The following is a 14,129-nucleotide window of genomic DNA, read 5'->3' on the forward strand; positions in this document are numbered from 1 at the left end:
TGGCGGGGCCGGTCTTGATGGCGTAGAACTTCTGCACCATCTGCGGCAGGCCCCAGGTGCCGAGCGACGTGAGGATGACCACGCCGAGCAGGTTGAACAGATCGGGCCCGAAGAAGCTGACGAAGGGTCCCTGCATGGCGCTGCCCTCGGCGGGAATCTGCGAAAGCGACACGATAGCCTCGGAGAAGCCGCCGTTGTTCAGAATGACCGCCACGATGACGGCGGTAATGCCGAGCAGCATGACGATACCCTGGATGAAGTCGTTCATCACCGTGGCCATGTAGCCGCCGAGCACCACGTAGATGCACGTGACCACCGCCATGCCGATGACGCAGGCGTCGTAGGGCAGCGCGAAGGCCATGCCGAACAGGCGCGACAGCCCGTTGTAGACGCTCGCGGTATACGGGATGAGGAATACGAAGATAATGGCCGCCGCCGCGATGCGCAGCGCGCGGGAATCGTAGCGCTTCCCGAAGAACTCGGGCATGGTGGACGCCTGGAGGCGATGGGTGATCTCGCGGGTGCGGGGGCCTAAGACCCACCAGGCGAGCAGCGAGCCCAAAATGGCGTTGCCGATGCCGGCCCAGGTGGCCGAGATACCGTACTTGAAGCCGAACTGGCCCGCGTAGCCGACGAACACCACCGCCGAGAAGTAGCTGGTGCCGTAGGCGAAGGCGCTCATCCACGGGCCGACGTTGCGGCCGCCCAGGATGAACCCGTCCACCGTGCCGGTGTGTCTGCGGCAGTAGATGCCCACTGCCACGGCCACGGCCACAAAGGCCACGACGAGGAGAATTTTCGCGATCATGTCCCTCTTCTTTCTCAAACGCGCGAATACTGCCAGCCGCACGCCCGTCCCCACGGGCATGCGACCCAATGCGGCAGCCGGATACCCGGCCGCCGGCGACCCCACCATTCGAGGCCGACACGCAAGGCGCACACGACTTTTCGCCGGGGGCTACAAAAAAATAGCCACGGGCGAAAACCCGTGTGCTATTGGTATCGAAACTCAAATTGTGGGGAGACCTCGCGCAGGGACTGCTGGGCCAAATGCTGGCTGGCCACAGCGCGGGCGGCCTCGGCGATGCACTGAGCAGCCGCATGGACGCGAGCCTTGGCGCGCTCGACCGCGTCGCCGCAACACTGGGCAGCCTTGTGCGCGCTCATGAGAGCGCAGGCCACCGCGCCGCACGACTGCTGGGCGATGTGCTGGCTGGCCACGGCAAGCGCCGCAGCGTCCATACCGCTTTTATGTCCCTGAACGAAAATCATGGCCGATACTTTAGCACATTAAAGCATGCTTGTGGGTCATGTTTTCGAAGTCGCCTAGCGCGAAGCACCCCGAGCGAACGTCGATCGCGCTCTTTTGGCTTAGAAAACACGGTTTTGTTACCGGCCATGTCGCAAAACCGTCGTTTTCAAGCCATCGAAGGGCAAAAGGGAGAGTTTTCGAGGCGATCCGGCGCCTTTCCGAGCCTTCTGCGTAACAAAACCGTGTTTTCTAAGCCAAAAGAGCGAGTTTTTCCTTCAGGAGCGTCGCAAACGCCTCGGGCTGCTCGAGGTGGACGTTGTGCCCCGCGCCCTCGATGAGCGCAACAGGCACGCCGTGAGTACGGATGCGCTCGGCGACAGCGGCGTACTTGGCGTCCTTCGCCCCGGCAACGTAGAGAACGGGAAGGGCCTGCTCCCGCGCGCGCCCCAGGGCCGCAAGCGTTTCCGGCTCGGACGCCTGCTCATGGGCGCCCCATCGCTCCAGGCTGAGCGCGAGCGTCTCGGCATCGTGGGCGCAACGCTCGGCTCGCACGGCTTCCCGCACCGGCGCGGGCAGCTCCCGCTGGCTGGAGAACAGGGGCAGCATCTCCCACCAGTCCATGAAAGCCTCCGCACCCTCGCGGCGCAGGCGCGCGGCCCATTCCCCATTGCGCTGGGCCAATGCGGCGCGAGCTGCCTCGTCGGCCGGGCCCAGGCCCGCGCTTTCCAGCACAAGCCCCGCAAGCGGAAGATCGGGGTGGCGCACCACCGTCTCGGCGGCGATGCGACCGCCCATGGAGTAGCCCACGAGCACCGGCGCGCCTTCGGTTGCGGCCACGGTTCGCACCGTGGCAGCCACGCGGTCGCACGCGGCCGCGAGCGATGCCAGGGAATCACCGGGAACGCTGGCCGAGCCGGACTCGGCCGCTCCGATCACGCTCGGTGCCTCCAAGACCGCCCCGTACAAGTCGAGCACGTAGGTGCGGTGGCCCGCCTCCTGCAACGCGCGGGCCACCGCATCCCACGATCGAGGCGTTTGTGCGAAACCGTGCAGGAAGACAAGCGCGGTCATGTTAGGCCTGGTAGGGAGCATAGCGTTCCTTCACACCGCGCAAGGGCAGCTCCACCTCGATGAGGCTGATGCCCGGGTGCCCCAAAAAGCCGGCGTAGGCCTCGCGGAAATCTTCCACCGAGGACACACGGGCCGAGGGCACCATGAAGGCATCGGCCGCCGCCTGGAAGTCAACGTCCTGGGGAGCGAGGAACAAGCGCTCGAAGTAAGGGTCGTCCGAGGCCTGGGGCAGCATGTCGAAGATGGCGCCTCCGTTGTTGTTCAGAAGCACGATGACGATGGAGGGCACCGCAGGCGCGGGCTCGAAGGCGGCCGCCTCGCCGATGCCGGCGTCCCCGTCATCCACGGGGGCGAGCATCGCCGTCTCGTCGGCGCTGCGCATACCGGCCGCCGCAAGCCCGGCCGCAGCGCCCGCTTCCTCGGCGCTCGGGACCTCGGGCCGGTCGGGCCTCCCGTGCACCGCGACGATCTCGCGCTGGAGGGCCAGGGCGTTCAAGTCGTGGAGCAGGGTAAAATCCCCAGTGAGGAACGTAGTCTGCCCGAAATGCTGGGCCGCGCCGAGCGCCGTGGATACCACGCCGTCGATGCCGTTCTGCCCCCGGTTCGCCATAACGGCGATGGGCTTGCCGTCCTTCAGGTAGAAGGTATCCAACGCGCGGATGGCCATGGAGTTGGCCGAGAACAGGCATGACCCCTCGGGAATAAGCTCCAGAAGCGCCCGCACGTAGGCGCCCTCCACTGCCGGCGGCGCATCGGCGGGCAGCACGAGCGAGCCGCGCGGCGACCCCATCGGCGGGAAGACCATGGTCTCGCCCGTCAGGGGAATGCCCGCTGCCTCGCCGCGCTCCACTGCCAGAATCCGCAGGCGAGCCTCGTCGTTGGCGGCGATCCACTCATCGGCGAAGGCGCGCTGCACCTTGCGCCCCTCGCCGTGCCATACGCTGCGCACGAAGCCGAGCGGCGTGGTGCCGATGAACACGTCGGTGGCCAGGTTGAAGTCGCGCGTCTCGGCGACATCCACCACGATGGACAGCGGGCTCACCTTCTCGAGGAAAGCCGCCGTGGCCTTCGAGATGGGGTAGCGGCCGAAGCGGATGACCACATCGGGGCGCGGACACGAGCCGTGGCGGCACAGGTTGTCGTAGTTGTCGATGACGAGCGGCTCGTCGAGCGACCGCAGGCCCGAGAGGGGGTCGGCCAGCAGGGGGAACGACCAGCGGCGCGCCCAAGCTACGATCTCCTCGGCCTCGGCGAGAGTCTCGCAGGCGCCCTCCCCCACGAGCACCAGTGTGCGGCGCTTGCGCAATGTCTCCTCAAGAGCGGCCACATTCGCGCCCGAGAGCTGCCCCGTCGGCCCCAGCAGCGGCCCCACCTGGGGACGCTCGGGCACCTCGTCCTCGTCCTTGCGGCGGGACGGGGGCACGGGGCGCGCGCCGACGGCGAAGCAGTCCCGCACGCCGCGGAGAAGAGCCTGCGCATCGGCCTGGGCGAAGTCGGGCTTCAGGGGGGCGGCCAGCGGGAAGTTCAGATGCACCGGCCCGGCAAGGTGCGCCGAGGCGCGCGAGGCCACCTGCTGTCCCAGATCGTAATTGGCGAACACCGCGAAGTCGTCGAGCCCTGAGCGCAGGCCGGGCGCGGCCACGAAGCCGGGGGCCATGGTGGCCGAGGGGCCGAGGGCGGCAAGCACCGCCTCGCGGGCCGCCTGCCGCGCGAAGGTCAAGTCGCCGTCGCGGCCGCCGGGCAGCGGCATGGCGCGAAAGGAGCGCACATGGTCGCCGTAGGCCTTCAGCTGGTCGGTAGTCTGCGGGGCGCCGAGACCCTGGAGCTGCGGCGGTCGGTCGGCCGACAGCACGATGAGCGGCACGCGCGACGTCTCCGCTTCGATGACCGCCGGGTAATAGTTGGCCAACGCCGTACCCGACGTGCACACGAGCACCGCCGGACGCCCGCTCGCCTTCGCCATGCCGAGGGCGAGGAAGGCCGCCCCGCGCTCGTCGATGTCCACGAATACCCGCAAATCGTCGGGACGGCGGCGCGACAGCTCGTAGGCTGCCATGGCGAGCGCCGTCGAACGCGACCCGGGGCTGATGACGGCATCGCACACCCCCCAGCGGCACAGCTCGTCGAAGAAAGCCGCCACGAAGAGCGCGGTATCAGTCTGATGGGTACTCGTCGTCATAGTGCGTCCTTCCGCCTGTTGTTCCGCTCTATGATAGCGCTCCCGATCGCACTCGGGCCGCATCGCCACTCCAACAACATCGCATCATGGGCGCAGCGGCAGGTACCGAAACTCGGAGCCGCCTACTCCCCGAAGGCCGACAGGATGGTGCGCAGCTTCAGGCCGATCTCGTCGTACTCGGCCGCCGCGTCGCTGCCCTCCACGATGCCGCAGCCGCCGTAGACCCAGCCCACTTCCCCGTCGAAGACGCCGGTGCGCAGGGCCACGGAGAACTCGCCGTCGCCCGCACCGTCCACAAAGCCGCAGGCGCCGGCGAAAAAGCCGCGGTTGTAGGGCTCGATGGCCCGCAGCAGCATCTTCGCCTCGCCCACCGGCGTGCCGGCCACGGCGGGCGTGGGGTGCAGATCCTCCATGAGGTCGGACAGGGTCACGCCCGCGAGCACCCGGGCGGCGGCCGGCGTGAACAGGTGCTGCACGTGGGCCAGGCGCATGATCTGGGGCGTAGCGGGCACGTCCACGTCGTAGCACACCCGCTCGAGCACGCTGCGAATGAGCCGCACCACGTAGTCGTGCTCGGCGCGGTTCTTCCCGTCGGCCAGAAGGGCCGCCGCCAGCGCCTCCGATTCCGCCGGTGTCGCGCCTGCGGAGCACGTGCCGGCCAGGCACATGGATTCCACCCGGTCGCCCTGCTTGCGCACGAGCAGCTCCGGCGTGCAGCCGCAGAAGAACACGTCGGCGTAGCGGTACAAAAGCACCGTGCCGCGGGCGTCGCCGTCGATGAGGTTCACGAGCAGGTCCTTGGACGAGAAGGGACGCGCGGCCACCAGGCGCTGGCGGCGCGAGAGCACCACCTTCGACACGCGACCTGCGGCGATGGCGGTCAGGGCCTCCTCCATTTCCGCGTCCCATGCGGCGCGGGAGTCGGGCTCCAAGGTGAAGGGGATCGCCTCGGCCTGGCGGCGCGGCGCGGCGGCCACCATGCGCTGGAAGCGGGCCACGCGCCCCGGATACACGGGGCCGAGCGAGTTCACCTGCAGAAAGCGCCCGCGCTCGTTCTCGATGAGCACGATTTCCGGCAGCATGAAGCGCAGGCGGGGAAACGACGCCATGAGCTCGTCGGCGGGAGCGGGGTTGGTGGCGTCGAAGCGGTTGAACGAGAAGAACACCGGCGGCTGGGCAGCGCCGCCGGGAGCTGCGCTGCCAGGGACTGCGCCGCCCAAGGTTGCGGCGCCCAGGGCAGCGCCGTTGGGGAACGCGCCCAGGCCGAAACCACCCGCGGCCTCCGCACCCACGTCGCCGCAGGGCCCTTCGCCGTACACCCACTCCACCTCGCGCAGGCTCGGCAACGCGATGCAGCGGCCGAGGCCCATGTAGCGGCAGGAGCGCTGCTTGTCGTAGTACACGAACTGGTCGGTGAAGCCCTTCTGCAGCGCGCAGAACGCATCCACCAGATCGGCCTCAATGGGAGTGTTGCTCGTATAGATTCGCGTCATAGATATATCTCGCCTCTTGAAGTCGCAGTCGGCCCTAGACCAGCGCGGCTGTCGCCTGCGCATCGCGAGATTCTATCACTCCATAACCTGGAAGTTATGGACGGCGGGGGTGGGGCTTGCCTTTCCGTCCTCGTTGACCGAGCGCACCTTCATGGAGAACATGCCCTCTTCCTGCGGCGTCCACTCGAAGGTCCACCATACCCAGCGCACGGCATCGGCGCCCGTCGTCTCATGGCGCGTCCACGTCACGCCATCATCGAGCGAGAACTCCACGGCCACGATGCGCTTGTCGAAATCGTCGGCCCAACCCTCGAACATCATGGGCTCGCCCACACGCCCCACGTATTCCGCCTTGCAGGAGACGTTGGGGCGGTTGGTGTAGTCATGCCCGTCATCGGTGAAGTCGGGCAACGGAGGCACTTCCTCCTCGCAGGTGAAATCGATCTTCGCAATATCGCGAATGAAGTACTTGGCCGGGAAACCGGGGATCCACAGCTGGTTGGAGCACCCCATCACATCGGCGATGTTCTCGCCGTTGATCTTGTCGGCGATGATGGCACCGCGCTCGATGAGGAAGTCCAGCGGAAACGATACCACCGTTCCGTCCGTTGCGGTGAACGTGACGGTGTTGCAGCCCTCGGCCGCCTTCGCGTCGATGCCTTGCTTCTCAGTCGACTGCGTCATGGCCTCCACCTTGCCCTCGCGTTGCTTATCGCCCCCATTGTACACGAGCGCGACCCCGCCGGGAGGCTGGCGGAGTCGCGCGCTTGGCTGATCTAGGTGCTGATATCACGCAGGCTTTGGGCCGCTCGTTGGTATCGGCCAGGATGACAGCCCCATTCGCTACACCAGTACGCGGCCGGCGTCCCAGGCACCGCCCACTTCCTCGCCGACGACGCGGTAGATGCGCCGCGTGGAGTCGTACACGATGGGGCGCATGCGGGCAAAGTCGACCCGGCCCTCCTCGTCGAGGATCGCCTCGTCGACCCGCGTGTTCACCACTTCCCCGATAAAGCGCTTCTCGCCGCCCCAATCCTGCACGTCGCGCACGACGCACTCCATGGTGAGGGGGAATTCCTCGATGACGGGCGCATCCACATGCTCCGACGGCACGAAGGTCAGCCCCGACCTCTCGGCCTTGTTCACCGTGCGGCCCGTGGCCATGCCGAAGTAGTCAGCCTCCACCACATGGGCCGCATCGGCCGGTGCCACGGTGAAGGCGCCCTTGGCCAGGATGTTCTCGGTGGTCTTGTGGTCGCCGATGTTGATGGCAACCTCGTTGCGCGTGCACGCGCCGCCCCAAGCCACGTTCATGGCGTTGGGTACGCCAGCCTCATCGTAGCTGGCCACGATGAACACCGACTGGGGGAACAACTCGCTCGCGCTGCCCAGGTCCTTCTTCATGTTCGCATCCTTTCTCGAAGGCCTTGCATTTCCGTTCGCTTCGAGTATCGTATACAGAAGAATTAAATTCTAGTACTGGTTTATTAGTTAGGTACTATCTTAAAGGAAAGTGAATAATGGCAGGAAATACCTCATTGAGCGCGTCTTGCGCGCCGACCCCGACAGACGGCACGCGCCTCCCCATCGCCGAAGCCGACTTCTCCCAGACGGGTTACAGCTACACGCTCTCCCTCATCCAGGGAAAGCACAAGATGGTGATTCTCTACTGCCTGATGGAATACGAGCCCGTACGCTTCAACGAAATGCGCCGCTATTTGGGCCGCATTTCCGACAAGACGCTCTCGGTGAACCTGAAGGAGCTCGAGCGTGACGGCCTCATCGCGCGCACCGAGTACCCTCAGATTCCCCCGAAGGTGGAGTACTCCCTCACCGATCTGGGCACCTCGCTCATGGAAGTGCTCGATCAAATGTGCACCTGGGGCGAAGCCCATCGTCCCCGGTAGGCGCTACCGCACAGTCGCACCGCACCTGGACGCCCGAAGCATCGAGCCCGAGCAGTTACGCAAACGCGTCGAGGTGCCTTTTGATAAGCCCCACGAAATCGGAGATATCGCCGAAGTAATTCGGATACAACTTCGCAAGCCGCTCGTAGGAAGCACCCCGCGTCAGCACGAGATCGCGGCCACCGCCGCCGTCTGCACCCTCGGCTTCGAAGTACGTTGCGAGGGCGTCCATCGAATCGAGCCGCGTAAGCTCAAGAGTCTGCTCCTCCACCACGAAGTCGACCAGGTAGTAATCGCTGGCGCATCCCGATAAGTCGTCGGAGAGGAGGCAGACCGCGTCGCAGGCCGCCTCGAGCGCATCAACGGCTCCGACAGCTGCGGACAGCTCCAGCCTTCCTTCCGAGAGGCTCCGAATGGCCCTCGCATCCACTTCCCCGAGCTGTTCTATCTGAGCGATGAGCAGCGCCGCCTTGCGGAAGAACCGGCCCGCTGGGTTGTCTATCTCATTGAACTTCAGCCGCGTTTTCACCGCCACATCGTGCATCTCCACCGCTGTGGCCCAGGCATGCTGAAGCTCCGTGCGCAGCTGCACCTCGACGAACAGCCGATGGCCACATTCCAAGTCATCGTAGCGGAGGATGACGTGCTTGCCACGATATCCGCTGGAACGAGGATGGCCGATGTAATCATGTCGGCTTGTCTTCGGGAGATCGAAGGCGGCAAGCGTCGAGAGCTCATCGTGCACACGATCCAGCGCCCGCATATCCGGCACCACCAGGCGGCACCCGGCAATGTCATACATGGTCTGAAGATCGGAAGGTGTGCTCGGCCTTTCAAGCTTATCCGCAATCGTCGACAGCTTCTTAATGCGCCCTGCGACAAGCACATCCGAACCGACGCCGCTTAAGCTTTCGATGTCCCCAAGGGCACGCTGCAATGCCTCGGCGTGGATTTCGCGCCAGTAGTTTACAATCGCGAGCGCATCGGTGCGCTCCTGGGAAGAAGAAAGCGAGGAGGTCAGCACCTTCCCCGCTTTACCTACCTTGGTCTTGGAGATTCGCGTCCCGCTCATGCGAATACAGGATTGGCCGCCGGCCTCGTCTCGTAGCAGGCCCTCATGAAATCGATCTCGATGGGCCGCTGCGAGCGGGCGTTCGGCGCTAGCCCTGTGCGCGCCGCCTGCCAGGGAGCCTCGCTATGAGTAAGGTCACTGAGCTGGGCGCCCGACCAACCCTTCAGCCGGCCGACGACATGGTCCACAGCCTCGCACTCGTCTTCCGAGAGCGCAGCTTCCCTCACCGGGCCGAAAAACCCGCGCGTGATGACGAATTCCCCCCTATGGCGCCTGAACAGATCGGGGGCTACCGGACCGTTGGCCCATGCCTCGAATTCTTCCGGGAAAAGGGGGGCGCCGTGCTCCACCAGATAGTAAGCCTGACTGTAAAACGCCAGCTTCTGGAGCTTCATGGTGGAAACGGTTCCGAGTTCTTCAAGAATGTACGCTGCCACATCGACTACGTGCGCCATAAAGCTCCTCCTTTCACTGGCTTTGTTTCATTGAGCCTTCATTCTACCGTACCGGTCAAGGGCTCGAAGTCCCCACTTCGTCCCTCTTACCGCACTTTACCGAAATCGTAACGCTAGATTTGGTACATGGCCTGGAAGACGTCTTCGCGCTGGATGAGCACCTGCATGCCCAGCGTCTCACCGGTGGCGGTCAGGCGCTCCTGCACCGTGTTGAAGTCGGCGATGGCGGTATCGAGGGTCACCATCATGGTCATGGAGAACATGCGGCCCTCGCCGAGGATGGTCTGGGAGATGTCGTCGATGTTGGCGCCGCAGTCGGCCAGCACGCCGGCGATGGCGGCCACCACGCCGGAGCGGTCCTTGCCCAGAACGGAGATAACGCACTTCATAGGTTCCTTCTTTCTCCTGAATTCCACAGGGATCCAGCCCGCCTGCAGGACGGGCACGCGGCCGCCCTACTTCCGTAAGATGAGGGACAGCGCCTCGGCGCGGGCGTCGGCATCGGTCTCGAAACAGCCGCGCACAGCCCGGGTCGTCGTCTTCGCGCCCGGCTTCTTCACGCCGCGCATGGACATGCACAAATGCTCCGCCTCGATGACCACGATGACGCCGGCCGGATTGAGCGCCCCCACCAGCGTGTCGGCGATCTGCCCGGTCAGACGCTCCTGCACCTGGGGGCGCTTCGCGAAGCCGTCCACGAGCCGGGCCAGCTTCGAGATGCCGCAGATGCGGCCGTCCTCGCCGGGGATGTAGGCCACGTGCGCGCGCCCGAAGAACGGCGCCAGATGGTGCTCGCACATGCTGTAGAAGGGAATGTCGCCCACCAGCACGATCTCGCTGTGGCCCTCGTCGAAGGTCACGTCGAAGTGCCGCGAGGGATCCTCTTCCAGGCCACCGAGCGCTTCCTCGTACATGCGGGCCACGCGCGCGGGCGTTTCCAACAGGCCCTCGCGGTCGGGATCTTCCCCGATGCCCTCCAAGATCAGGCGGACGCCTGCTTCAATCTTCGATGTATCCACGGTTGTCGTAACTCCTTGTAAACGGTTGGTGCCATGTTATCACGGCGTCATCGAAGCGCGGGGAAAGAGCGCCATAATAGCGTGCAGAAGGCCTCCTGCGAGAAGGGATCGACTATGAAGAACCTGCTGACCGAGTTCAAGGAGTTCATCAACCGCGGCAACGTGATCGACATGGCCGTCGGCATCATCATCGGCGCGGCGTTCACCGCCATTGTCACGTCGCTGACGGACAACATCATCAACCCGTTCATCAAGCTCATCACCGGCGGCAACGGCACCGACGTGGCCGGCCTCACCATCCCGGTGCCCGGCACCGAGAACGGCATCGACTTCGGGGCGTTCATCAGCGCCATCATCAACTTCCTCATCGTGGCCTGGGTGGTCTTCCTTATGGTGAAGGCCTTCAACAAGATGAAGGACGGCGGCGCGAAGAAGCTCGTTCGCCGCAACGGCAAGAACGAGGAGGTCATCGAGCACGCCCCCACCTGCCCCTTCTGCCTGGAGGAGATCAATGTGGGCGCCACCCGCTGCCCCCACTGCACCGCCGAGCTGCCGGCCCCGGCCGAGGTGACCGTGGAAGTGGTGGAGAAGTAGGGCCTCGGCCGCCCGTTACTTGTGATACGGCTCGCCGCGGGAGATTTTGAAGGCGCGGTAGATCTGCTCGAGCAGCACTACGCGGGCCAGGTTGTGCGGCAGCGTGATGGGGCCGAACGAGAACGTCTCGTCGGCCCGGGCGCGCACGGCATCGCTTACGCCATCGGAGCCGCCGATGACGAAGGCCAAATCGCTCTCACCACGCAGGGCCAGCTCATCCAAATGGCACGAGAAGCCCTCGCTTGAGCGCTGCTTCCCCTCGATGGCCATGAGGATGACGCGGGCTCCCTCGGGCACCGCGGCCAGAATGCCCTCGCCCTCGCGGATGCGCGCCGCCTCCACCCCGCCGGCCCGCGCCGGATCCACATCGGGAATCTCGGCAACGCTCACCTTCGCGTAGGGCCGCAGCCGCTTCAGGTACTCCTCGCAGGCGGCGACCCAGAACTTCTCCTTCAGCTTGCCCACGGCGATGACAGTTATGCGCAGCATGGCTTCGCCGCCTCGCGCCTAGCCAAGGTCGAGCTCCAGCCCCACGGGACAGTGGTCCGACCCCTCCACGTCGTCGTAGATGCTCGCGGCCACCACGGCATCGCGTACCTCGTCGCTCACGAGGAAGTAGTCGATGCGCCATCCCGCGTTCGTGGACCGCGCGCGGAATCGGTAGCTCCACCAGCTGTAGCGACCCGTCTCGTCGGGGTGCAGCAGGCGGAACGTGTCGGTGAAGCCCGCATCCAAAAGATCGGTGAACTTCCCGCGTTCCTCGTCGGAGAAGCCCGAGGCGCCGCGGTTGGGGCCCGGGTTCTTCAGGTCGATCTCCTGGTGCGCCACGTTGAAGTCGCCGCACATCACCACGGGCTTCGGCTCGCTCGCCTCGCCGCTTGGCAGCACGCCGGCCTCGAGCCCCTTGCAGAAGTCGCGGAAGGCGTCGTCCCATTCCATGCGGTGGTCGATGCGGGCCAGCTCGTTCTGGGAATTCGGCGTGTACACGTTCACGAACCAGAACTGGGGGAACTCGCAGGCCACGATGCGCCCCTCGGCATCCAGGTAGTCGTTGCCCAGCCCGTGCAGCACGCGCAGCGGCTCCTCGCGGGTGAACACCGCCGTGCCCGAGTAGCCCTTCTTCTCGGCGGCGCTCCAATACTGGTGGTAGCCCGGCAGATCCAGTTCCACCTGGCCCACCTGGCATTTGGTTTCCTGGATGGCGAAGATATCGGCGTCGAAGGCGTCGAACACCTCCAGGAAGTTCTTCTTCAGCACGGCGCGGATGCCGTTCACATTCCACGAGACGAAACGCATGGGACTCCTTTACTGCGAAGGCCCCGGGCTGTCCGGGGCCTTCCATGATACTCGATGGGGGCGGGCGCGGCCTCGCTACTGCCAGTCGGAACCGATAAGGATGAGGAAGTCGCCGTCGTAGACGTACTCGCCGTTGGTGTTCTGCACGGCGCGGCCGCAGCCGAGGGCGTCGATGAGCTCCTCGGCGTACACGCGCTGGTCAGGGGTGTCGAACACCACCACGGTCTCCTCGTAGCTGAAGCGGTTGGCGTTGCTGGCGTCGGCCGTATAGCCAAGGGGCTTGATGCGCTCGAGGGCCTCGGCGCCCACGCCGTTGATGCCGTTGCCGTTCTTGATGGTAACGATGCCCGTGCGCGTCTCGCCGAAGGTCTTGCGCTGGGTGCCCTGCACGCCGTCGCTGTCGCTGGCAGCCGCCGTGCCGTCGCCGATGCTGGCGAGCACGGTGCCGTTCAGCTCGTCCACCTCGTCCTCCTCGGTAGGCGGCAGGCCCTCGCGCACGCGGTTCATCATCTTCTGCCACGCGGCCGTGTCGAGCTTCTCGTACCAGGTGTCGTTGCGATACTCGCTCTCGGTGGGCTCCATGGCCGAGTAGATGTCGGTGCTCGGGTCGATGCCCTGCATGGATCCGGCCAGGGCGATGATGTCGGCCACTGTGAAGTCGGTGGTCACGTACTGCGACAGCGTTTCCACCGACTTGGTGATGGTGCCGATGTCGGAGGAGAGCACCTTCTTGGCGATGGCGCCGAGCACCATGCGCTGGTTGGCCGCGCGGTAGCGGTCGCCGTCGCCGTACTCGTCGTAGGAATGGCGGCTGCGGCACAGGATGAGCGCCTGCTCGCCGGAGAGCACCTGCTCGCCCGCGGCCACGTATCCGCCGGCCTCGTCGTCGTCGATCTCCATGGGCACGTCCACCGTGACGCCGCCGAGGGCGTCGACCACTTCCTCGAATCCGTCGAAGTTGATCTCGGCGTAGTGGGAAATGGGCACGCCGGCCATCTGGGACACCGTCTTGATGGCGAGCGCCGGGCCGCCGATGGCGTAGGCCGCGTTCAGCTTCTGCACGCCCGCGCCCTCGATCTCCACCTCGGTATCGCGGTGGAGCGACACCATGGTGACCTTCTTGTTCTCGGGATCGACCCGGGCGAGGATCATGGAGTCGGAGCGGAAGGTGTCGCCCGCGTACTGGGTGGATTCCGCGCGGGCCTCCGACTTGTCGGTGCCGAGGAGCAGCATGTAGAAGGTGCCTCCCTCGTAGGCGGGCACGGGCTCCAGCGCCTCCTTCACCTCGGGGGTGACCTCCTCGTTCATGTTGGTGTCGATCTTGTTCACGTAGTTGAGCGCGGCGAATGCGGCCCCGCCGGCGCCCAAAGCCCCCACGAGCACGACGGCCAGCACCGCGGCGATGACGCGGTTGCGCTTCTTGCGGCGGCGGTCCTTCGCGTAGTCGTCGCCGGCGGCGGCGCGCGCGTAGGGGTTGTCCGGCATGGCCGGCAAAAGCGGCGCGGAGTTCAGCGTCGCGCCACCGAGCGCCTGCTGCGGGGAGACAGGCTGGGAGTGGCGCGGATTGTTCGAGGGGCCCACCGGCTGGGAATGCCGCGGGTTGTTCGTCTGCCCAACGGGCTGGGAATGCCGGGGGTTGTTGCTCCCCACCGGCTGGGAGGCATGCTGGGCGCGAGGATTGTTGCTTCCTGATGTCTCGGTCATCCGGGGCGGTCTCGCTTTCATCGATTACGGGCCCACGGCACGCGGCCGCAGACCTTGCAGGCAGGTCATAGAAGTAACATTTTGGTA

At 65.6% G+C, this 14,129-nt stretch carries 15 protein-coding genes and 1 pseudogene; 2 read left to right on the forward strand and 14 right to left on the reverse strand.

The window, feature by feature from the left end:
• The 7 genes and pseudogenes from Q5064_RS06355 to Q5064_RS06385 form a co-directional block, all read right to left on the reverse strand.
• Window positions 1-808: pseudogene (locus Q5064_RS06355) on the reverse strand (sodium:solute symporter); the annotation flags it as partial.
• Window positions 809-993: 185 nt separating this feature from the next.
• The gene (locus Q5064_RS06360; protein WP_302963123.1) at window positions 994-1,272 is read right to left on the reverse strand and encodes a hypothetical protein; all 279 of its coding nucleotides are present in this window, start codon (window positions 1,270-1,272) and stop codon (window positions 994-996) included.
• 229 nt (window positions 1,273-1,501) lie between these two features.
• Window positions 1,502-2,344 carry an alpha/beta fold hydrolase gene (locus tag Q5064_RS06365; protein WP_302963125.1) on the reverse strand — a complete coding sequence of 281 codons (843 nt, stop codon included), beginning with the start codon at window positions 2,342-2,344 and terminating at the stop codon, window positions 1,502-1,504.
• Entirely contained in the window at window positions 2,325-4,502 is a 2,178-nt protein-coding gene (locus Q5064_RS06370) for a 2-succinyl-5-enolpyruvyl-6-hydroxy-3-cyclohexene-1-carboxylate synthase (RefSeq protein WP_302963126.1), read from the reverse strand. Before Q5064_RS06370 ends, Q5064_RS06365 begins: the two co-directional genes overlap by 20 nt.
• A 122-nt stretch (window positions 4,503-4,624) precedes the next feature.
• Window positions 4,625-5,995, reverse strand: coding sequence for an isochorismate synthase MenF (locus Q5064_RS06375; RefSeq protein WP_302963128.1), 1,371 nt, complete (start codon window positions 5,993-5,995; stop codon window positions 4,625-4,627).
• A gap of 75 nt (window positions 5,996-6,070) precedes the next feature.
• A complete protein-coding gene (locus tag Q5064_RS06380) occupies window positions 6,071-6,679 on the reverse strand; it encodes a hypothetical protein (RefSeq protein ID WP_302963130.1) in 609 nt (202 codons plus the stop codon).
• Between the two features lie 159 nt (window positions 6,680-6,838).
• Entirely contained in the window at window positions 6,839-7,399 is a 561-nt protein-coding gene (locus Q5064_RS06385; RefSeq protein WP_302963131.1) for a flavin reductase family protein, read from the reverse strand.
• A 116-nt stretch (window positions 7,400-7,515) separates the two neighbouring features.
• On the opposite strand from Q5064_RS06385, the gene Q5064_RS06390 reads away from it, so the two are divergent.
• Entirely contained in the window at window positions 7,516-7,902 is a 387-nt protein-coding gene (locus Q5064_RS06390) for a helix-turn-helix domain-containing protein (protein WP_302963133.1), read from the forward strand.
• Window positions 7,903-7,957: 55 nt separating this feature from the next.
• Here the strand turns inward: Q5064_RS06390 and Q5064_RS06395 are convergent, their stop codons facing one another.
• From Q5064_RS06395 to folE, 4 genes are all read right to left on the reverse strand, one after another.
• Entirely contained in the window at window positions 7,958-8,926 is a 969-nt protein-coding gene (locus tag Q5064_RS06395) for a RelA/SpoT domain-containing protein (RefSeq protein WP_302963134.1), read from the reverse strand.
• 44 nt (window positions 8,927-8,970) lie between these two features.
• On the reverse strand, window positions 8,971-9,429 hold the full coding sequence (locus tag Q5064_RS06400; RefSeq protein ID WP_302963135.1) for a Panacea domain-containing protein: 459 nt from the start codon (window positions 9,427-9,429) through the stop codon (window positions 8,971-8,973).
• 113 nt (window positions 9,430-9,542) lie between these two features.
• A complete protein-coding gene (locus tag Q5064_RS06405) occupies window positions 9,543-9,818 on the reverse strand; it encodes an ACT domain-containing protein (protein WP_302963137.1) in 276 nt (91 codons plus the stop codon).
• A 66-nt stretch (window positions 9,819-9,884) separates the two neighbouring features.
• A complete protein-coding gene (folE, locus tag Q5064_RS06410) occupies window positions 9,885-10,448 on the reverse strand; it encodes a GTP cyclohydrolase I FolE (RefSeq protein WP_302963139.1) in 564 nt (187 codons plus the stop codon).
• 114 nt (window positions 10,449-10,562) lie between these two features.
• Between folE and mscL the strand changes: the two genes are divergently transcribed.
• Complete coding sequence (gene mscL, locus Q5064_RS06415) at window positions 10,563-11,042, forward strand: large conductance mechanosensitive channel protein MscL (protein WP_302963140.1); 480 nt, start codon at window positions 10,563-10,565, stop codon at window positions 11,040-11,042.
• 15 nt (window positions 11,043-11,057) lie between these two features.
• Here the strand turns inward: mscL and rlmH are convergent, their stop codons facing one another.
• The 3 genes from rlmH to Q5064_RS06430 form a co-directional block, all read right to left on the reverse strand.
• Window positions 11,058-11,528: a 23S rRNA (pseudouridine(1915)-N(3))-methyltransferase RlmH gene (gene rlmH, locus Q5064_RS06420; protein WP_302963200.1), complete on the reverse strand. Its 471-nt coding sequence runs from the start codon at window positions 11,526-11,528 to the stop codon at window positions 11,058-11,060.
• A 21-nt stretch (window positions 11,529-11,549) separates the two neighbouring features.
• Window positions 11,550-12,338 (reverse strand): exodeoxyribonuclease III, encoded by a 789-nt coding sequence (locus Q5064_RS06425; RefSeq protein WP_302963142.1) that lies wholly within the window; start codon window positions 12,336-12,338, stop codon window positions 11,550-11,552.
• A 75-nt stretch (window positions 12,339-12,413) separates the two neighbouring features.
• Window positions 12,414-14,042 (reverse strand): LCP family protein, encoded by a 1,629-nt coding sequence (locus Q5064_RS06430; RefSeq protein ID WP_302963143.1) that lies wholly within the window; start codon window positions 14,040-14,042, stop codon window positions 12,414-12,416.
• Between the last annotated feature and the right edge of the window lie 87 nt (window positions 14,043-14,129).

It is taken from the genome of uncultured Adlercreutzia sp. (assembly GCF_958431955.1).
Lineage (GTDB): Bacteria > Actinomycetota > Coriobacteriia > Coriobacteriales > Eggerthellaceae > Adlercreutzia.